The organism is Rhizobium sp. IBUN, from assembly GCF_000510625.1.
GTDB classification, from domain to species: domain Bacteria; phylum Pseudomonadota; class Alphaproteobacteria; order Rhizobiales; family Rhizobiaceae; genus Rhizobium; species Rhizobium altiplani.
This window is the reverse complement of record NZ_AZNV01000069.1, coordinates 1-19,726: the sequence shown is the minus strand read 5'-3', so window position 1 is coordinate 19,726 and position 19,726 is coordinate 1. Positions and strand designations below refer to the sequence as shown.

At 62.0% G+C, this 19,726-nt stretch carries 19 protein-coding genes, 1 tRNA gene and 4 pseudogenes; 20 read left to right on the top strand and 4 right to left on the bottom strand.

The features are described from left to right. Nucleotides 1-20: 20 nt before the first annotated feature. A pseudogene (locus RHIBUN_RS0131515) lies at nucleotides 21-563 on the bottom strand (tyrosine-type recombinase/integrase); the annotation flags it as partial. A gap of 385 nt (nucleotides 564-948) precedes the next feature. Between RHIBUN_RS0131515 and RHIBUN_RS0131505 the strand changes: the two are divergent. The 20 genes and pseudogenes from RHIBUN_RS0131505 (at nucleotide 949) to RHIBUN_RS36645 (ending at nucleotide 17,725) form a co-directional block, all read left to right on the top strand. Further along, nucleotides 949-1,230, top strand: a complete 282-nt coding sequence (locus RHIBUN_RS0131505; RefSeq protein ID WP_025662694.1) for an SDR family oxidoreductase — start codon at nucleotides 949-951, stop codon at nucleotides 1,228-1,230. 112 nt (nucleotides 1,231-1,342) lie between these two features. Further along, nucleotides 1,343-1,936, top strand: coding sequence for a biotin/lipoyl-binding protein (locus tag RHIBUN_RS37810; RefSeq protein WP_245271780.1), 594 nt, complete (start codon nucleotides 1,343-1,345; stop codon nucleotides 1,934-1,936). Nucleotides 1,937-2,005: 69 nt separating this feature from the next. Beyond that, nucleotides 2,006-2,233: pseudogene (locus tag RHIBUN_RS37805) on the top strand (efflux RND transporter periplasmic adaptor subunit); the annotation flags it as partial. Between the two features lie 121 nt (nucleotides 2,234-2,354). Then, on the top strand, nucleotides 2,355-2,657 hold the full coding sequence (locus RHIBUN_RS37800) for an ATP-binding cassette domain-containing protein (RefSeq protein WP_245271782.1): 303 nt from the start codon (nucleotides 2,355-2,357) through the stop codon (nucleotides 2,655-2,657). Further along, nucleotides 2,624-3,274 carry an ATP-binding cassette domain-containing protein gene (locus tag RHIBUN_RS37795; RefSeq protein ID WP_245271781.1) on the top strand — a complete coding sequence of 217 codons (651 nt, stop codon included), beginning with the start codon at nucleotides 2,624-2,626 and terminating at the stop codon, nucleotides 3,272-3,274. The genes RHIBUN_RS37800 and RHIBUN_RS37795 overlap by 34 nt, the downstream gene beginning before the upstream one ends. Next, on the top strand, nucleotides 3,271-3,918 hold the full coding sequence (locus tag RHIBUN_RS37790; protein ID WP_245271779.1) for an ABC transporter ATP-binding protein: 648 nt from the start codon (nucleotides 3,271-3,273) through the stop codon (nucleotides 3,916-3,918). Before RHIBUN_RS37795 ends, RHIBUN_RS37790 begins: the two co-directional genes overlap by 4 nt. 11 nt (nucleotides 3,919-3,929) lie before the next feature. Further along, nucleotides 3,930-4,358, top strand: coding sequence for a hypothetical protein (locus RHIBUN_RS37785; protein ID WP_245271778.1), 429 nt, complete (start codon nucleotides 3,930-3,932; stop codon nucleotides 4,356-4,358). Between the two features lie 12 nt (nucleotides 4,359-4,370). Further along, nucleotides 4,371-5,234, top strand: coding sequence for an ABC transporter permease (locus RHIBUN_RS34515; protein WP_348626013.1), 864 nt, complete (start codon nucleotides 4,371-4,373; stop codon nucleotides 5,232-5,234). Continuing rightward, nucleotides 5,234-5,590, top strand: coding sequence for an ABC transporter permease (locus RHIBUN_RS37090; protein WP_198021214.1), 357 nt, complete (start codon nucleotides 5,234-5,236; stop codon nucleotides 5,588-5,590). The genes RHIBUN_RS34515 and RHIBUN_RS37090 overlap by 1 nt, the downstream gene beginning before the upstream one ends. Next, nucleotides 5,568-6,461, top strand: coding sequence for an ABC transporter permease (locus tag RHIBUN_RS37085; protein WP_051420150.1), 894 nt, complete (start codon nucleotides 5,568-5,570; stop codon nucleotides 6,459-6,461). Before RHIBUN_RS37090 ends, RHIBUN_RS37085 begins: the two co-directional genes overlap by 23 nt. 133 nt (nucleotides 6,462-6,594) lie before the next feature. After that, a pseudogene (locus tag RHIBUN_RS37780) lies at nucleotides 6,595-6,899 on the top strand (hypothetical protein). Between the two features lie 186 nt (nucleotides 6,900-7,085). Beyond that, nucleotides 7,086-7,445, top strand: coding sequence for a hypothetical protein (locus RHIBUN_RS0131475; protein ID WP_025662693.1), 360 nt, complete (start codon nucleotides 7,086-7,088; stop codon nucleotides 7,443-7,445). Between the two features lie 283 nt (nucleotides 7,446-7,728). Further along, a pseudogene (locus tag RHIBUN_RS37775) lies at nucleotides 7,729-7,857 on the top strand (HlyD family secretion protein); the annotation flags it as partial. Nucleotides 7,858-8,233: 376 nt separating this feature from the next. Then, on the top strand, nucleotides 8,234-11,329 hold the full coding sequence (fdnG, locus tag RHIBUN_RS0131460; protein WP_084659926.1) for a formate dehydrogenase-N subunit alpha: 3,096 nt from the start codon (nucleotides 8,234-8,236) through the stop codon (nucleotides 11,327-11,329). Between the two features lie 5 nt (nucleotides 11,330-11,334). After that, nucleotides 11,335-12,303, top strand: a complete 969-nt coding sequence (gene fdxH / locus RHIBUN_RS0131455) for a formate dehydrogenase subunit beta (protein WP_156932794.1) — start codon at nucleotides 11,335-11,337, stop codon at nucleotides 12,301-12,303. Continuing rightward, nucleotides 12,300-12,986 carry a formate dehydrogenase subunit gamma gene (locus RHIBUN_RS0131450; protein WP_025662689.1) on the top strand — a complete coding sequence of 229 codons (687 nt, stop codon included), beginning with the start codon at nucleotides 12,300-12,302 and terminating at the stop codon, nucleotides 12,984-12,986. The genes fdxH and RHIBUN_RS0131450 overlap by 4 nt, the downstream gene beginning before the upstream one ends. A 209-nt stretch (nucleotides 12,987-13,195) precedes the next feature. Further along, entirely contained in the window at nucleotides 13,196-14,116 is a 921-nt protein-coding gene (fdhE, locus tag RHIBUN_RS0131445; protein ID WP_025662688.1) for a formate dehydrogenase accessory protein FdhE, read from the top strand. A 4-nt stretch (nucleotides 14,117-14,120) separates the two neighbouring features. Beyond that, on the top strand, nucleotides 14,121-15,518 hold the full coding sequence (gene selA, locus RHIBUN_RS0131440) for an L-seryl-tRNA(Sec) selenium transferase (RefSeq protein WP_025662687.1): 1,398 nt from the start codon (nucleotides 14,121-14,123) through the stop codon (nucleotides 15,516-15,518). 144 nt (nucleotides 15,519-15,662) lie between these two features. After that, a complete protein-coding gene (selB, locus tag RHIBUN_RS34495; RefSeq protein ID WP_037218174.1) occupies nucleotides 15,663-17,624 on the top strand; it encodes a selenocysteine-specific translation elongation factor in 1,962 nt (653 codons plus the stop codon). A gap of 5 nt (nucleotides 17,625-17,629) precedes the next feature. After that, a tRNA-Sec gene (locus tag RHIBUN_RS36645) sits at nucleotides 17,630-17,725 on the top strand. 136 nt (nucleotides 17,726-17,861) lie between these two features. Here RHIBUN_RS36645 and RHIBUN_RS0131415 read toward each other — a convergent pair. The 3 genes from RHIBUN_RS0131415 to RHIBUN_RS0131405 all read right to left on the bottom strand — a co-directional run. Continuing rightward, complete coding sequence (locus RHIBUN_RS0131415) at nucleotides 17,862-18,215, bottom strand: hypothetical protein (protein WP_025662683.1); 354 nt, start codon at nucleotides 18,213-18,215, stop codon at nucleotides 17,862-17,864. 99 nt (nucleotides 18,216-18,314) lie between these two features. Further along, entirely contained in the window at nucleotides 18,315-19,364 is a 1,050-nt protein-coding gene (gene selD / locus RHIBUN_RS0131410) for a selenide, water dikinase SelD (protein ID WP_025662682.1), read from the bottom strand. Nucleotides 19,365-19,514: 150 nt separating this feature from the next. After that, the coding region (locus RHIBUN_RS0131405; protein WP_025662501.1) for a transposase at nucleotides 19,515-19,726 on the bottom strand (212 nt) is incomplete at its 5' end.

Genomic DNA, 19,726 nt, shown 5'->3' with positions numbered 1-19,726 from the left:
ACGCCGCGATTGGCCGCTTAGGTCAAATACCCCGACCGCAACCCATGCGCGGAGAAATCCCGAGGCTCCAACCCAGCCATCGCCACCCTTTGCTTGACGATATCGTTGACTGCCTTCGGATCGAGCGGACGGCGCGAAACATTGCCCCAGCGATCGATCGCCCGAAATATCGATCCCTTGTCGATGTTGGCGGCGTCGAGCCAGGCGTTCAACGCTTCGACCGGCCGGCCAGTGAGATAGACGACCTCATCCTGGTCGGCACCGGATGTTTTCGTGCGGCCGAGATGGATGGCGAGAGAGGGCAGGGGAGGGCCGTCTTCGACCTCGATTGCGGGCTCGACCGTCAGTTGCTCCTTGCGCAGCCCGGCAATTTCGCTGCGGCGGCGGCCGCCTGAGGCGAAGGCCACCATCAGGATGGCCCGATCCCTGATGTCATGCAGGCTGCCGCCGCTGCAGGTCGCCAACAGTCTGGCCAGCACGTCGGCTGTCACCGCTTTCGCGCTCTTGCGCATTCGCGGGCGCGGCGTGGCGCGCACCGCCAGCCGGAAACACCGCAGCGATGGTATCGAGTTCTCTTGCGCGTTCTTCAATCAAACTTGGCGACTCGCTGCTCATATCGGCAGTCCGTTCTCGTCAAATGATCGCGCGTAGGCAGTGAGCTCTTCGTGTGGAGTCTTGAATATTCCGTCGAAGCGGAGCGCGATTTTGACCTGATTTTCGATCATCTCGTCGCTTACATCTGGTCGAGAAGGCAGCGATTTCGGCCAAAATGCACTCACTTCCGATAAGCGCTACTTATCGATGGTTAGAGGCACAACGCGAAGTCCTCAGCAGCAGCGGAAGCAATTGGCGATATCGCTTCTGGTTAATGGCGTGTTTACCGTGATTTCATGAAGTTACGATCTTGAAAAGTTGCTCCCTGCCGGGACGCGGGGGTGCCCAGGGTACGTGGAGCACATTCGCTGGCAAAGCGGCAAGGCGGAAGAGATCGCCTTTACTGCCTTGTTCCTCGCCAGCGACGAGTCCTCCTATATCACCCGGGCCGACATCGTGGTCGATGGCGGATGGTTTTCCTCAGCACCCTATCTCGGCAACGAGCGTTCCCACCACATGCTCGAGCTGCTGGAGACAAGGACAAAGCTGAACATCTGTGGGACGATTTCCTCAACCACTTCCGCTAGTCCTGGGCCCTGGTCGAAGCAAGAATACTCCGGAGACGTTTTCGAATGAGAAGCTAGCCTTCTTCTCCGTGGTTGCGGAAAACGTGTTTCGTCCCTCCTCAGGGGAAGTGCCGAAGCTCCTTGGCCAAGAAGTCGATTAGCCCATGGAGATAAATGAAGCCATGAAGCGCATTGTGATCATCCTGATACTGGCTGTCGCCATCGCAGGTGTTGCGTGGTGGTTTCTCCACAACCGCAACGGATCGGGCGAGCTCCGTCTTTACGGAAACGTTGATTTTCGGCAGGTCGATATCGCCTTCAATGGCAGCGAACGTGTCGCCGAAGTCCTCGTCGAGGAGGGCGACCGGATCAAGAAGGACCAGGTGCTTGCCAGGCTTGATACCAGCAGGCCCCGTCCACAGGTGGCGCAGGCGGAAGCGCAGGCTGCAAGTCAACGCGCGAACGTTGCCCGGCTAAAGAACGGCAGCCGCCCGGAGGATATTGCACAGGCGCGCGCCAATCTCGAATCCGCAAAGGTCGAGGCGGCGAACGCCAGGGCGCAATATGAACGCCAAAGCTCACTTGCTCTTCGAGCCGTCGCCAGTCAGCGATCGCTCGAGATGGCGGCATCCAAATCCAAACAGGCCGAAGCGAAGGTAGAAGTCAATCAGAAGGCACTGGACCTTCTTGTGATAGGTCCTCGCATCGAGGACATCGAGGAAGCCGAGGCACAGCTACGTGCGGCGGACGCCAACGTCGCCCTCCTTCATCAATAGCTTGCGGAAGCCGACTTGATAGCCCCGGTCGAGGCCATCGTACGATCGCGCCTGATCGAGCCGGGCGAGATGGCGTCGCCGACACGCACGGCGTTTTCGCTCGCGACCGTTAGCCCAAAATGGGTTCGCGCATATGTCTCCGAGACACAAATCGGGCTGCTGCGCCCTGGGATGAAGGCCACCGTCAGCGTCGACTCCTTTCCGGGGAACCCAATGCCGGGGTGGATCGGTTTCATCTCCTCGGTTTCCGAGTTCACGCCGAAGACCGTGCAGACGGAGGAGCTTCGAAGCAGTCTCGTCTACGAGGTACGCGTTTACGTGGACGATCCAGACAATGTCCTGCGCCTCGGAATGCCAGCGACCGTAAGACCGGACCGCGGCAGTGGCGGCGCGGCGACAGCACAGAAGTGGGTCGACCATGAGCGCGCAAGAGACAGCGCTGGTCGCCAAAGACGTACGCAAGACCTTCAAGCGCGACGCCGGCAAGCCGGTCGACGCCCTTGCCGGGATATCTCTTCACGTCGCGCGCGGAAAGCTGACGGCCCTGGTTGGCCCGGACGGCGCGGGCAAAACGACGCTGTTGCGATTGGCCGCCGGCCTGGTCGCACCAGACGCCGGCAGCATCGAAGTTATATCGGTGTCGATGTCGTCCGGTCGCCGCAGCAGGTCCAGGACAGGATCAGCTATATGCCTCAGCGTTTCGGTCTCTACGAAGACCTGAGCGTTCAGGAGAACCTCGATCTCTACGCCGATCTGCATGGGATCGAACAGAAACAAAGAAACGAAATCTACCCACGGCTGTTTGAGATGACCCAACTCGGGCGGTTCAAGGAAAGGCCGGCGGGCAAGCTTTCGGGAGGCATGAAACAGAAGCTCGGGCTTGCCTGCACGCTCGTCCGCTCGCCGCAACTGCTGCTCCTCGGCGAACCAATCGTGGGCGTCGATCCGCTATCTCGCAGGGAGCTTTGGGAGATCGTTTATAAACTCATCCAGGAAGACGAACTGTCGGTCATCGTATCGACATCCTATCTGGACGAGGCAGAGCGCTGCGAACACGCCGTATTGATGCATGCTGGCCAGGTTCTCGCCGAAGGACGACCCACGGACATTACTGAGAAGGCAAACGGCTGCTGTTTTCTGATGAGGGATACGAACGGCATGGTGGCTCGATCCCTTCAAGCCCGACTGTTCTCTCTCCCAGGCGTCGTCGACGCGGTACCGGAGGCCGGACGCGTTCGCGTCGTGCGCAAATCGGCAGAGGACAAGCGACCGCTCGAGGTGGAGGGAACGAAGCTCGAGAGCGAGGCGGTGCAGCCTCGTTTCAGGACGCTTTCATGATGCTCTTTGCCGATGCCGCCGGCGACGAACGACCCCGGCGCCCGACACAGAATGCCAGCGGACCCAGGGTCTCCGAGGAAACGATTGTCGAAGTCCGGGACCTTGTCCGGACATTCGGCGACTTTACCGCTGTGGACCATGTCAGCTTCGCGGTGAAGCGGGGCGAGGTGTACGGACTTCTTGGCCCGAATGGCGCTGGCAAAAGCACCACCTTCAAAATGCTATGCGGCCTTCTTCCGGCGAGCGGCGGGACGCTTCAGGTAGCCGGCGCGAACCTTTTGACCGCGGGCGCGAAGGCACGCCAGCGGCTCGGATATGTTGCACAGAAGTTCTCCCTCTACGCCCAACTCACTGTCGATGAGAACCTGGAATTCTTTTCCAGCGCGTATGGACTGCGGGGACGCGCCAAGCGCGACAGGATCAATACCCTGAAGGCGCAGTTCGAGCTTGGACAATTCTCTGGCCTTCCGAGCGGACAGTTGCCCGGCGGTTTCAAGCAGCGGCTCGCACTTGCGGCAGCACTGCTGCACGAACCCGACATCCTGTTCCTCGACGAGACGACTAGCGGGGCCGACCCGCTGGCGAGGCGGCAGTTCTGGGGCGGATCACCACACTCTCAGAACAGGGCGTCACGGTCATCGTGACGACCCATTTCATGGAAGAAGCGGAGTACTGCGATCGGATCATCATTCTGGACGCAGGCAAGAACCTTCGAAATCCGCGCTCGTGCGAAGAGCGCGGAAGACGAAGCCCCGACCATGGAGCAAGCGTTTATAGCGATCGTGGAGAAGGAGCGGCAGAAATCCAAGGAGAGCGGCTCATGAGCGATCAGGGACAAGGTGGGCTTAGCTCGGCCCTAAGACGTATACGTGCGTTGGTACGTAAGGAAGGCTGGCAGCTTCTGCGCGATCCGAGCAGTATCGCGATCGGCATCATCATGCCCGTGGCTCTGCTAGTGCTATTCGGATACGGCATAAACTTGGATATCAAGAATGTTCCCGTGGCGATCGTCATCGAAGACGATTCTGCGGCGGCGCGGGGCGTGGCATCGAGTTTCGAGCTCTCGGATTATTTTTCCCCCTGACGGGTTAAGACGATGATGGAGGCCGAGAAAATGCTGATGTCGGCCGATGTCAGGGCGATCGTTCGCATTCCCAGAGACTTTGCGCGCTCGATCCAGCTCGGCACCGCGGAGGTCCAGTTGCTCGTCAACGGCTCGGATTCGAATACGGCGCGGATTTCGCTCGGGTATGCCCAGGGCGCCGTCGGCGTCTGGGCGACCAAGGAGGCGGCTCGGAGCGGTGGTCAGGTTTCGGGGATCACGATCGTCAGCCGGCTCTGGTTCAACGAGGCGAACGACAGCACCTATTTCCTGGTGCCAGGCCTCATCGTGCTTGTGATGACACTGATTGGCGCATTGCTCACTGCGCTCGTAATGGCGCGCGAATGGGAACGCGGAACCTTCGAGGCGCTGTTCGTCACCCCGGTCCGCTCCGTGGAAATCCTGCTCGGCAAGACAATCCCCTATTTCTTGCTGGGATTGGCGGGGCTGGCGCTCTGCGTCGTCGGGAGCAAGCTCCTGTTCGGCGTTCCATTTCGCGGCTCGCTTGCCATCCTCACAATCGTCTCAATGCTCTATCTGCTCGTCGCCCTTGGCCTCGGCCTTGTTATCTCCGCGGCGACCAAGAGCCAGTTCGTCGCGAGCCAGGTGACCCTTTTCGTAACCTTTCTTCCGGCCATGATGCTGTCTGGCTTCATGTACGATCCGCGCAGCATGCCGTTGGTCGTCCAAGTCATCACCTACATCTTTCCGGCGCGCTACTTTGTGACGCTCCTCCAGACTCTGTTCCTCGCCGGAAACATCTGGAGCGTCATCCTACCGAATGCCGCGGTGCTCGCGGGCATGGCGATCGTGCTGCTTGGGCTCTCCGTGAAACTTACCGCGAAAAGGATCGCATGATGCTGGCGTCGCTGCTTCGAATCCTTACCATCATCCGCAAGGAACTCCTCGTGATCCTGAAGGACCCCAAAAGCCGCGCAAGCGTAGTCCTGCCGCCGCTCCTTCAGTGCCTCATCTTCGGCTACGCAGCCAGCTACGATCTCGACACCGTGCCCTATGCGCTGGTCGACCAGGATCACAGCGCCACGTCGCGAGCCCTTGTCGCAAAGCTGGAAGGTTCCGGCGTCTTCCAGCGCCAGGCGACTCTCTCCCAGACGGCCCAGGCGGTCCCGTTGCTCGACAAGAAACAGGTGGTGTTGACCATCGTCATCGGACAGGACTTCGAACGAAACCTTGAGAGCAGCGGAGCTGCTTGAGAGCAGCGGAGCTTCGGTCGTCCAGGTGATCGCCGACGGCCGAAATTCGAACACCAGCGGCGTCGCCCAAGGTTATGCAAACACGATCATAGGAGACTTCTCGCGAAATTGGCTGGCGCAAAAAGGCTCTCCCGGCGCGGTTCAGGTGACCACCCGCGCTTGGTTCAACGCGCAGCTAGAGACTCGCTGGACGATGGTTCCCTCGCTGATCGGAACCATAACAATGATGATGACGATGCTGCTGACGGCGATGTCGGTGGCACGCGAACGCGAAGAAGGAACCTTCGACCAGCTCCTCGTAGCGCCCTTCACAGCGACCGAGATCATGGTCGGAAAGGCCGTGCCATCGATGATCGTCGGGATCGTGCAGGCGTCGGTAGTCCTGCTGCTCGCGCTGTTCTGGTTCCGGATTCCCTTCGCGGGAAGGTTTGCCGCGCTCTATCTAGGATTGGCTCTGTTTCTGGCCGCCGCGATCGGATTTGGGCTGTTCCTGTCGTCGCTCGCCGGAAACATGCAGCAGGCAATGGTCCTGTGCTTCCTCTTCCTCATGCCCTTCATGCTGCTGTCCGGATTGATGTCGCCGACGGACAACATGCCGAAGGTGCTGCAAATACGCGACCGTGATCAATCCGTTGAAATACGCGATATCGATCACCCGCCGCGTTTACCTCGAGGGCGCGCATGTAAGCCAAATGCTCCCCGACATGTTGGCCCTGCTTATTATCGCCGCAGTCACCTTACCAATCTCGGCCTGGATGTTCACGCGCCGACTGAACTAGAGGGCTCGATATTCGCTATCGACGCGAGGGCTGACCAACGGCCGCTTTCATTCTGTATGGCCCAGGGCAGCCAGCCCGTTATCGACTCCTAAACCGACGTCGCTTACTCACTGGGTCACCACCTGTGCGTTGGGTCCGAACAGGATGCCGACGCACTCTTTCGCTCCCGCCTTGGATGTGTTGAAGTCGTGCAGCTGCGACAAGAGTTTAGGGTCAGCAGTGGCTCTGGCGCAGAAGCGTGGCCAGTCATGGACGGCGCTCCAGGTATTTGGTTCAGCGGCGTTGGCTCAGGATCCTTTTGACCGTTTCCCTTTGGTCATCACCTGCCAATTCAAGGACACGTTCCATGCATTCTATTTGTCCCGAGTCACTGAGGACGGGACGGCAACGTTTGTTGCGTCGGACCGAATCGGCGGTACGATTACTTTACATCGCCGTGCCAAAGCTTTGGAGATTCAGAAGGGGGGAGCTGCGTCGGCAAGACTCTCGAAGAACTGAAGGCCTCGGGACAGGCGCACGACATCAGATAGCGGTGGGCCGACCGGGTAATTCCTTCTGGTCGTCCATCATGTGCGTTGGCAATGGCCCCCACGCTAGCTTCAAACAGTCTAAGATCGGACGTCCGCCCAAAATCTGGGCTGGTATTGACTACGCTCGATGCCCTGCCGCTGGGCGTACGCTATGTTCACAGCAAACCATCTTTGAGGAACATTGAAATGATGAAGCTAGCGGCACTGCTTGGAATCGCAATCACAACCGCTACGGTCGCATGGCCGGTCGATGCGCAACAGACCCGGCGCGAATATCGCAGGATGAACTGGAGCGAAAGTCTTCCGGAATATGTTCGCACCTATCATGGCAAGCGATTATCTGTAGTTAGCTACCGAACCGCAAGCTTCTCGGAAACTGGTGCACATCCAACTCCCGACAGTGCACAGCACCAGAAGGCCATCAGAGACGCGGCAAAGTCGAACAAGTGGCTTGTCGGGCAACTCAAGGCCAAGGGGCTCAAGCCCGACGACATTGAGTGGGTCATGAGGGCACGCAACGGCAACATGGTGTTCTATGTGGAATGAGCTGGTGATCATTTGTGGCCGTACTTGCCGCCATGCTCGGCGTCTCATACGTCCCTGATCGTATCGATTGGAACGAAAGCGTTCCAAGAGGTGCCTCGATGTGGCAACCGATTTTGAAAGCGCCGCTCGCGCTCGAACTACAGCTCGCAGTCCTGGACGACGAGGGGATGCATGCGCTTGTCTTTCCCTATAGGAAAACGCCCGGCAGGCCGAGCAATCGCTGGCAACTCTGAAAGCTGGCGAAGCGGGGTGAAACGTGCCGAGGCCGCTATAGCCATCGCCCAGCAGGGGGAATTTCACGAAAGTCGTCCAGAGACTTCCCGTTCGGATCGCCATTGATCATGACCAACCGATGGCCGCGAGGTTGCGGCCAGGAATGTCGGTGGTCACTCGCGTAGACACGTTGCAGTGATAAATTAGAATTTCCGATCGCGAGCGATGGCAAGCAAGCAGCCATTGCACGCCTCCCGATCGCGCCATACGTGACGGGGCTTGCTCGGCTAAGCCTTGCCATCGCCTCGGAATTCATCCGGCGCTGCTCAGCCACAAACATTCAACCCGGAGAGGTTGAGCGACGTTTATCGTGTAAAAGGCCTACGTTCTTGCCTTTAGCGAGAACGTGCCGCGTGAGCTGGAAGGCAACTGGCAAAGCTGCGGTCAGGCGCCCTGAACCTGAACCTGAATCGTGACACCGTGCTTTTGCCGTCGGGACGCGACAAGGGATTCTTTGAATAGGACGGCTTCTGTAGTAGATTTCAATGAGCAAGTTGGAGCCTGGAGGTAAATCCATGACTGTAGATCTCTCGCGGCGTGACTTCCTGACAGGTGCCGGCGCAACGGTCGTGGCGACATCTCTCAGCGCGATGGGGTTTGACGAGGCCGAGGCCGCAGAAGCGGCGCATGTCCGGCCCTTCAAGCTGACCACCACCACCGAAACGCGAAACACCTGTCCTTACTGTTCCGTCGCCTGCGGCGTTATCATCTATTCCAAGGGTGACCTGAGAAAAGGCGAGACGGCCAACATCATCCATATCGAGGGCGACGCCGATCACCCGACGAACCGGGGGACGCTCTGTCCCAAGGGAGCGGCGCTGAAGGACTTTGTGCATGCGCCGACTCGGCTGCAATATCCGATGCATCGCAAGCCCGGCGCGGACAAGTTCGAGCGCATTTCCTGGGATGAGGCCTTCGACCGCATCGCGCGACTGATGAAGGATGACCGCGACGCCAATTTCGTGGCGAAAAACCAGGCCGGCCTCGCCGTTAACCGTTGGACGACCACCGGCATGCTCGCCGCGTCCGCGACCACCAACGAGACGGCCTGGGCGACCTTCAAGTTCGCCAAGAGCCTGGGAATAGTCGGTTTCGATAACCAGGCGCGCGTCTGACACGGCCCCACGGTGTCCAGTTTGGGCCCAACTTTTGGCCGCGGCGCGATGACGAACTCCTGGACCGACATCAAGAACACCGACCTCGTCGTCGTCATGGGCGGCAATGCGGCGGAGGCTCACCCCTGCGGTTTCAAATGGGTGACTGAAGCCAAGGCCCATCGTGGCGCCAAGCTGATCGTTGTCGATCCGCGTTTTACGCGCACGGCCTCGGTTGCGGACTTTTACGCTCCAATCCGCCAAGGAACGGACATCGCTTTCCTGAACGGCGTAATGAAATACTGCATCGACAATGACAAGGTGCAGTGGGACTACGTCAAGGCCTTCACCAACGCCCCCTACATCGTGAAAGACGGCTTTGCCTATAAGGACGGGCTCTTTACCGGCTATGACCCGGAAAAGCGCGACTACGACCGGTCGACCTGGGACTATGTGCTCGGCGAGGACGGCTTCGTCACCGCCGACCCGACGCTTGCAAATCCCCGCTGCGTCTGGAACCTTTTAAAGGAGCATCTGGCGCCCTATACGCCTGAGATGGTCGAGCGCATCTGTGGCACGCCGAAGGATAAGTTCCTGAAGGTGGCTGAGATGATCTCGCAATGTTCGTCGAAGACGAAGACCATGACCTCGATGTATGCGCTCGGCTGGACCCAGCATTCCAGCGGCTCGCAGAACATCCGCGGCATGGCGATGCTGCAGCTCATCCTCGGCAATATTGGTGTGCGTGGCGGCGGCATGAACGCGTTGCGCGGCCACTCGAACATCCAGGGCCTCACCGACGTTGGCCTGATGTCCCATCTTCTCACGGGTTACCTGACGATGCCGACCGAAAAGGACACCGACTTCGAAACCTACATGTCGACCAAGCTCTTCAAGCCGCTCCGCCCTGGCCAGACGAGCTATTGGCAGAATTACCGCAAATTCATGGTCTCCTTCCAGAAGGCCATGTGGGGGGATGCGGCCCGCGCCGACAATGACTGGGCCTTCGATTACATCTCCAAGCTCGACGTGCCGTCCTACGACGTGCTGCGCGTGTTCGAACTGATGTTCGACGGCAAGATCAACGGCTATATTTGCCAGGGCTTCAACCCCATCCTGGCCTTCCCGAACCGGGAGAAGAACACCAAGGCGTTGTCGAAGCTCAAATGGCTCGTCACCATGGATCCGCTCGACACGGAGACGGCGCGCTTCTGGGAGAACCATGGCGACTTCAACCCGGTCGACACCGCGTCCATCCAGACCGAGGTAATACAGCTGCCGACGACCTGCTTTGCGGAAGAGGAAGGCTCGCTCACCAATTCCGGCCGCTGGCTGCAATGGCACTGGGCCGGCGGCTCGCCGCCGGGCGAAGCCAAGCATGACACCTATATCCTCGCGCAGATCTTCCTGCGGTTGAAAGCGCTCTATGAGAAGGACGGCGGCGTCTTCCCCGACCCCATCGTTAACCTCTCCTGGGACTATGCCGATCCGGGGGAACCGACGCCCGAGGAACTGGCCAAGGAGATTAACGGCCGCGCACTGACTGATCTCACTGACCCCGCCGACCCTGCAAAGGTTATTGTGCCTGCGGGCAAGCAGCTTCTGAACTTCTCACAGGTGAGGGACGACGGTTCGACCATGTGTGGCTGCTGGATCTATTCCGGCTGCTTCAACGAGCAGGGCAATAACATGGCCCGGCGCGACAACCATGATCCCGACGAGACGGGCGCCTATCTCGGCTGGACCTTCGCCTGGCCGCTCAACCGCCGCACACTCTATAACCGCGCCTCGGCCGATCTTGACGGCAAGGCCTGGGACCCGAGCCGCAAAATCATCGAGTGGGACGGCACGAAATGGTCGGGCTACGACGTGCCCGATATCGCGCCCAATGCCAAACCCGGCGACGTCGGCCCCTTCATCATGAACCAGGAGGGCACGGCGCGGCTCTTCTCCCGCGGGCTGATGCGTGACGGTCCATTCCCGGCGCATATGGAGCCGTTCGAATCGCCCGTCGCCAACGTTTTCAATCCGAAGATGCGCGGCAATCCCGTCGCCCGCATCTTCGAAACGGACCTGAAGCAACTCGGCACGTCGGACGAGTTTCCCTATGCCGGCACGTCGTATCGGCTGACGGAGCATTTCCACTTCTGGACCAAGCACAATCGCGTCAATTCAGTGCTGCAGCCGGAGTTCTTCGTGGAAATCTCGGAGGAACTCGCGAAGGAAAAGGGGATCACCAACGGAGGCTGGGTCCGGGTCTGGTCGAAGCGCGGCTCGGTCAAGGCCAAGGCCATGGTGACGAAACGTATCCGGCCGCTGACCTGCGACGGCAAGACGGTGCATGTGATCGGTGTTCCGCTGCATTGGGGGTTCACCGGCGCGGCAAGGAAGGGCTTCGGTCCGAATTCCCTTGCGGCCTTTGTTGGAGATGCCAATATCGAGACGCCGGAATCCAAGGCGTTCCTCGTTAACATCGAGCCCTCGACGGCGCCGAAGGACAGGGAGGGTATTGCCTAATGGATATGGACAGCCCGCGCACCGCCGTCAGCAATCCGCCGGTCCAGCCGATGGAGGCGAACCTCACCGAAGCCGATCTCATCCGCCGGTCGGCGACCTCGAGACTGCCGGCGCCCACCCGGCAGCTCACCCCCGTTGCCAAGCTCATCGACGTGTCGAAATGCATCGGGTGTAAGGCCTGCCAGTCCGCCTGCATCGAATGGAACGACACCAACCCCGTCATGGAAGAGAATGTCGGGACCTATACCAATCCGCACGACCTAACTGCAGACATGTTCACACTCATGCGCTTCACCGAGTGGGTCAATCCGGACAACGACAATTTCGAATGGCTGATCCGCAAGGACGGCTGCATGCATTGCGCCGATCCCGGCTGCCTGAAGGCATGCCCAGCGCCGGGCGCGATCGTGCAATATTCGAACGGCATCGTCGACTTCATCCACGAAAACTGCATCGGCTGCGGCTATTGCGTGGACGGCTGCCCCTTCAACATCCCGCGCATTTCCAAAGTCGATCATCGCGCCTACAAATGCACGCTCTGCTCCGACCGCGTGGCGGTAGGGCAGGGACCCGCCTGCGCCAAGGCATGCCCCACACAGGCAATTGTCTTCGGCACCAAGGAGGACATGAAGGCGCACGCCGAGGAGCGGATCACGGATCTCAAATCGCGCGGCTTCGACAATGCCGGCCTCTACGACCCTCCGGGCGTCGGCGGCACCCACGTCATGTATGTGCTGCATCACGCCGACAAGCCACATATCTATGCGGGCCTACCGGATAATCCGCGCATCTCGCCGGTTGTCCAGGTCTGGAAGGGCGTCGCCAAATATGCCGGCCTTGCCGTCATGGGGCTAGCCGCTGCCGGCGCGATCCTGCACGGTGTCTTCGCCAAGCCTAACCGCGTGCAGGCTGAGGACGAGGAGAATGCCAGGCGCCTCGTCGACCAAGCGGAGAGCCGCGAGGAGGACACATGAGCGAGCCGAGAGACTTGAGCCCGGAAGACAAAATCCACCGGGGGCCGCCGATCACTGTCGGCCGCTACGGACCGGGCAAGCGGCTGAACCACTGGATCACTGCAACGTGCCTCATCCTGCTCGCGCTCTCCGGACTGTCGTTCTTTCACCCGTCGCTGTACTTCCTGACGGGTTTTTTCGGCGGTGGGCAGAATGCGCGAATGCTGCATCCCTGGATCGGCGTCGTTCTTTTCTTCTCTTTCTTCATCTTCTTCGCGCAACTCTGGCGCGCCAATCTTCCGAACCGGGACGACGTCCAATGGTCCTCCCAGATCGGCGACGTTGTCGGTGGCCACGAAGAGCGGCTGCCGGAAATGGGCAAGTACAATCCCGGCCAGAAGCTGATCTTCTGGGGCATGGCCTTCTTCATTATCGTCTTGATCTCGACTGGTCTTCTGATCTGGGAGCAATATTTCGGCGAAACGACGCCGATTGAGCTCCGACGCTTCGCGATCCTCATCCATTCGATCAGCGCTGTGCTGACCATCCTGCTCTTTATCCTGCACGTATACGCGGCAATCTGGACACGAGGAACGTTACGCGCCATGACCCGCGGCACGGTCACCGGCGGCTGGGCCTGGCGGCATCACCGCAAATGGCTAAAGGAACTCGCTGGACGGGGGAGGATCGATCCGGCAGAATGAGTGTATTGACGGTTGTGCTGGGAACATTTCCCCTCTGTCACTTCGTGACATCTCCCCCACAAGGGTAGATGGAGAGGACGCCATCCGCCCCCCAGCCAATCTCCCTCTTGTGGGGGAAAGCCCGGCAGGGCCGAGGGGGTGTTACAACTGGCATCGTCAATGACGCGTAGGGACTTTCTAAAACTTGGCCGGTTGGTCCGCGAGGTCAAATGTCAGCATCTTCCATTCAGCCTGATCCCTTAACGATCGGGCGCATCCCCAAGACCCGCTTCGCCTTCACGCCCAATCCGGCGGCGACGTTTCAAGTGCGCGCCGCCCGCTTCGAGGCGTTGGCGCAGGCCAGCCGGCTGCGGCCCTATCTTCTCTTCATGGGAGGCATTGCCCGCATCCAGGCAAGCCTTGCCGACAGCCTGTCGCGGATTGAGCCGATCCCGGCCGACGCGATCGAACGGGCGCGCGAGGGAGCGATGCCGCCGATCGACCGGCGGGCTATGGCCGGAACGGCGGCCTATCGCGAGATGCTGTCGCAGTTTTTTGAAGCGGTCGGCGTGCTGGAGATGCCCGCTGCCGCCTCTGCCGCTCTTGCCGCCCTGCGGGCCGCGGGGGAGGAGAAGACAGGTGAGATCTCGGGCAATGTGCTGTCCGATACGCTTACTGGCGAGAACCTTGCCGAGCATCTCTTTGTCGCCGCCGCCACGCAGGTCCATGCCGTGTGCCTTGCCGCAACGTTGGATGCCGAACGGCTCGTACCGGTTCACATCGGCCTCTGTCCTGCCTGCGGCGGCAAGCCCGTTGCCTCCGTGGTGACAGGCGTGCACGGCGTCGAGGGTGTGCGCTATGCCGTCTGCGCCTGTTGTGCCACCTCCTGGAACGAAGTCCGCGTCAAGTGCCTCGCCTGCGGCTCCACCAAGGGCATCGGCTACCGGGCGGTCGAGGCCGGCGAGGAGGACGCGACGGTGAAGGCGGAGGTCTGCGATGGCTGCCAGAGTTGGATGAAGATCCTCTACCAGAACAAGAACCCGTCGCTCGACGCCGTCGCCGACGACGTGGCGAGCCTCGGGCTCGACCTCCTAATGAAGGACACCGGCTACCGGCGCGCCGGTTTCCACCCCTTCCTTGCGGGGTATTAAGCCAATGCACGAGCTTGCCAATCTGCGGGCGCTTCCCTCCGTCGACCAGATGCTCAGCGCTCCCGATGTCGCCCCGCTGATTGAGCGCCATGGTCGCTCCATGGTCACGGATGCGCTGCGCGCCCTGCTTGGCGAGATCCGCAAGGGAGTGCGCGCCGGCGGCACCCTGCCGATGCCGGGCGACGTCTTCGCCTCGCTGCTCTCAAGGCTCGAGTATCTCGACCGCTCGAACCTTCGCCCGCTATTCAATCTCACGGGGACGGTGCTGCACACCAATCTCGGCCGTGCGCTGCTTGCTGAAGAGGCGGTTGCCGCCGCGGTGGATGCCATGCGCGAGGCGGCAGCGCTGGAACTCGACCTTGATACCGGCAAGCGCGGCGAGCGCGACAGCCACCTGCGGGCGCTGCTATGCAACCTCACAGGCGCCGAGGACGCGACCGTCGTCAACAACAATGCCGCCGCTGTGCTGATCGCGCTTGGCACGGTGGGAGAGGGGCGGGAGGCGATTGTTTCGCGCGGCGAGCTTATCGAGATCGGTGGCGCCTTCCGCATGCCTGACATCATGGAGCGCGCCGGCGTGCGCCTCGTTGAAGTGGGTACCACCAACCGCACCCATCCCAGCGACTACAGCAAGGCGATCGGCCCGGACACGGCGCTGATCCTCAAGGTGCACACATCCAACTACCGCATTGAGGGCTTCACCGCCGAGGTGTCCGGCGCAGATCTGGCCGCGATCGCTCGCGAGGCGGGAGTCGTGGTCGTCAACGATCTCGGCTCGGGCACGCTCGTCGATCTCTCGCACTTTGGCCTTGCCCGCGAGCCGATGGTGCGCGAGGCGATCGCCGACGGGGCCGATCTCGTCACCTTCTCCGGTGACAAGCTGCTTGGTGGTCCGCAGGCCGGCTTCATTGTCGGGCGGCAGGACCTGATCGCGGAGATCAACCGCAATCCGTTGAAGCGGGCGCTGCGCCTCGACAAGATCCGCATCGCGGCGCTCGAGGCAACGCTGAAGCTCTATCGAGACCCCGACCGCCTAGCCGAGCGCCTGCCCACCTTGCGCATGCTCTCACGCCCCGAGGGGGAGATCCGCGCCCAAGCCGAACGGCTGCGGCCTGCCGTTGCTGCGATCGTCGCAGAGCATGGCTTGCAGGTGGAAACCCGCGCCTGCCGCAGTCAAATCGGCTCTGGCGCTCTCCCGGTCGACACCATCCCAAGCGCCGGCCTGAGGATCGCCGGCAACAGCGGCAGCCGGCTGGAGGCGCTGGCGGCCGCCCTCCGATCCCTCCCGCGCCCGGTGATCGGCCGGCTGACCGAGGGCGCGCTCGTCCTCGATCTGCGGTGTCTGTCCGACGAGGCCGGTTTGCTCGACAGCCTTTCGCAGGTGGGCCATGGGCTGGATTGAGAGTCGTTTCAGGAGTGTCCCCTTCTGTCACTTCGTGACCTCTCCCCCGCGAGGGAAGGGATTGCTGCAAGAATGCAGCCCTGGCTTCAGGCAAGGACGGCCGGCAGAGCAGAGGTGTATGGCTCCCGCCTTCGGAGCCCCCTCATGATCATAGGCCTGGCAGGGCATATCGATCACGGCAAGACCACGCTCGTTCGGGCACTGACCGGCGTCGATACCGACCGACTGAAGGAGGAAAAGGCGCGCGGCATCACCATCGATCTCGGTTTTGCCTATGCGCAGTTTGCTGAAGGGCGCACCACGGGTTTCGTCGACGTGCCCGGACATGAGCGCTTCGTCCATACCATGCTGGCCGGCGCCGGAGGGATCGACTATGCGCTGCTCGTCATTGCCTCCGACGACGGCATCATGCCGCAGACGCTGGAGCACCTGGCCATCCTCGATCTGCTCGGCGTGACACGTGGCATCGTCGCGCTCACCAAGGCGGATCTCGCCGACGCCGCGCGCCGTCAAGCGGCGACCGCCGACATCCAGGCCATGTTGGCATTGACCGGCCTTGCGGAGGCGGAGGTCATCGCCGTTTCGATCGTGACTTGCGAAGGCATAGCGGACCTCAAGGTCAGGCTGGCAATGGCCGAGATGGACACACGCGTTCGGCCTGCCGGCGGCAGATTTCGGCTTACCGTCGACCGCTGCTTCACGCTCTCGGGCGCCGGTACAGTGGTCACCGGCACGGTGCTGTCGGGCTCTGTTTCGGTCGGCGATCAGGTGACGGTTACGCCTGCTGGCCTCCACGCCCGCGTACGCTCCATCCACGCGCAGAACCGCGCCGCGCCGCAAGGCGTCGCTGGCGAACGCTGCGCACTGAACCTTGCGGGCGAGGGGATATCCAAGCAGGCGATCGGCCGTGGCGATATGGTGGTCGATCCCGTCTTGCACGCGCCGGCCGAGCGGATCGACGCCGAACTTCTGGTGCTTGCGAGCGAGGCAAAGCCAGTCGGCGAGTGGGCGCCTGCCCGGCTGCATCACGGCAGCGCCGAAGCGGACGTCCGTATCGTGCCGCTCGAGGGGCCGGTGAAGCCGGGGGAGCGGGCGAAGGTCCAGCTGGTGCTCGACCGGCCGGCTGCCGCCGCTGTCGGCGATCGCTTCATCCTACGCGACGTCTCCGCCAGGCGCACGATCGGCGGTGGCCGGTTTCTCGATCTGCGTGCGCCGTTGCGCAAGCGCCGCGCGCCCGAGCGGCTGGCCGTGCTTGACGCGGCGGGTCTCGGCAATGCGGCCGATGCGCTGGCGGGCCTGCTTGCCGTCGCGCCTCACCTCGTCGATCTCGACGCCTTTGCCCGCGATCGCGCGCTGTCCGAGGAGGCACTGCAGGCGGCGATCTCCGCGGCTTCGGCTCACATCGTCGCCACCCAGCCGGCACGCCTCGCGCTTTCCCCCGCGCAACGGCACGCCTTTTCCGAGGACGTCGAGCGACGGCTCTCAGTCTTCCATGCCGACAATCCGGACCTGCAGGGGATCGGTCGCGAGCGGCTGCGGCTCCAGGTCATGCCGCGGCTTCCAGCACCGGCCTTTCTGGAGGCGCTGCGCTCGGAGCAGGCGGCGGGCCGGCTGGTGCTCGAAGGCGCCTTCGTACGGCTGCCTGGCCATGTCGTGCAGCTGAGCGAGAAGGAGGAACGGCTTTATCAAGCACTGTTGCCGCATCTTCAAGGAGAGGGGCGCTTTCGGCCACCGCGCGTGCGCGATTTCGCCGAAATGCTCGGCGAGGACGAGCGCACGCTGCGCCGGGTGCTGAAGCTCGCCGCTCGCTTGGGTCGCGTCGACGAAATCCGCCCCGACCATTTCTTCACGCGCACGGCCACGGCCGAAATGGTCGAGATCATCGCCGATGTCGCGGCAAGGGCTGAAGCGGACGGTTTTACCGCCGGCCTCTTCCGCGACCGCGTCAACAACGGTAGAAAGGTTGCCATTGAAATCCTCGAATTCTTCGATCGCCAGGGCATCACATTCCGCCGCGGGGATCTGCGCCGCGTCAACCCGCACCGGCTCGACCTCTATCGCGAGCCAGCCGCGGAAGACATCGCGCCGCCTCCAAGCGGCGCCTGAGTAACGGAAGAGCATCGTCCCCGGTGGGGCGTCCGGACTTCAAATCCGGGTGGGGCAGCGAGGCTGTCTCGGGTGGGTTCGACTCCCATTCTCTTCCGCCAGCCTTTCTTTGTCATGTTGCCGATATCGCATGTGAACCCCTTCTGGCCTGCCGGCCATCTCACCATAAGGAGACGTGGAGCGCCGGCGTGCCATCGCGCGGAGGCCGTGCGGCAGGAAGCCCCTCAAGGCTATCATTCAACAACCATTATTCGGCGGATCCTTCGCCGGCTCCGGCGGCACCTCCATCGCCAGATCGAGTCCCCGCGCGGTTGGCGGCTGCCAGGTTTTGGAGTGCTCGGTCGCGCCGTGCGGGCTGGTGCCGATGTGGGCACCGCCCGTGCCACCGGTCCAGCCGGTCGATCCGGCGTTGCCAGGCGCGGTTCCGTCGGCGCTGGCGCGGTCGGGGGGCGTTGCCGGTTGCGCCTTGCCGGCGCCGGTGGGGCAGGCGGCGGGCTGGTTCTGAGCACTCAGCTCAGCCGGCAAAAGCAGAAGGAATGAAAGGGCGGCTGCAAGGGCTGCGGCTTGTTGCGGCGGCTTCAGGTCGCGCATGGCATCTTTCCCGGGTTGGACCGTCATGCAGCGCAAACGCTTTACGAGGTGAGCAAGTTCCCTCGGACCTCGCCTTGTCGCTCGTCGGGCAGGACCCCCTCAACCGGTGACTGTGATCCCTGGGGTTCCCGCCTCGGCATGGCCGATCACCCGCGCGAAGGGATAGCCGGCATCGCAGATCGTGCCTGCGATCGCGTCCGCCCGGTCTGGGGCACATGCGACCAGTAGCCCGCCAGATGTCTGCGGGTCGGTCAAAAGCGCGCGCCGCCAGTCACTGACGTCCTCGGGCAGGGAGACCTCGGCGCCGTAGCTCTCCCAGTTTCGGCGCGAGGCGCCAGTGACGAAACCGTCGCGCGCCAGCGCTTCGGCCTCCAGCAGGAAAGGCAGGCGCGAAAGCGCGATCGACAACGTCACCCCGGAGGCGCGCGCCATTTCCAGACCGTGGCCGAGAATGCCGAAGCCGGTGACGTCGGTAAGTGCGTGAACATCTGGATCGCGGGCAAGCTCGGCGCCGATCCGGTTGAGCAGTGTGGTGGAGGCGATCATCTCGTCGTAGCCGGCGAGTGAGAGCGCCTGCTTTTTCAGTGCCGCCGAATAGATGCCGACGCCGAGACCCTTGGTGAGGATCAGCGCGTCGCCTGCGCGGGCGCCACCGTTGCGGCGAAGTTCGTCCGGATGGCAAAGACCGATGACGGCGAGGCCGTAGATCGGCTCGACGGAATCGATCGAATGGCCGCCCGCGACAGGAATCCCGGCATCGGCGCAGACGCTGGCGCCACCTTCCAGGATCTTGGCGATGGTCTGCGGCGCCAACTTATCGACCGGCATGCCGACGATGGCGAGCGCCATGATCGGCCGCCCGCCCATGGCATAGACGTCTGAAATTGCATTGGTCGCCGCAATGCGGCCGAACTCGCGCGGATCGTCGACCGCCGGCATGAAGAAATCCGTAGTGGCGATTACGCAGGTCTTGTCGTCGATCTGCCAGACCGCCGCATCGTCGGCCGTTTCGCTCCCGACGAGAAGCTGCATGAATGGCAGCATCGTCGGCTGACCGGCAAGTAGGGTCTGCAGGACCGAGGGCGCCAGCTTGCAGCCGCAACCGCCACCATGGGCGAGTTCTGTTAGACGAGGGACGAACGCTTCCATCTGTCCTCCACAGCCGGCTGCGAGCCTAATGCATGCTCCAGTAATGATACTGGAATTGACTTGATCCGCAACTGCCGAAGATCGTGTCCATTGGAGTGGTGTAGCTGACGGCTGGTTGCCGTGCTTTCCGACGTCGGGTCGGAGGGGACATCAGCGTGCCACAGCGGGCAGACTGATTTGCGGATCATCGCTCATTTGGGCCATGGTCTCAAGGGTCATGTACCGGGCGCGTTGGACGGCCCATTCGTCATTCTGTTCGAGCAACAGTGCACCGACGAGGCGGACGATGGCTTCGTCGTTCGGAAAGATGCCGACGACCTCGGTGCGGCGTTTGATTTCGCCGTTAAGACGCTCAATTGGAT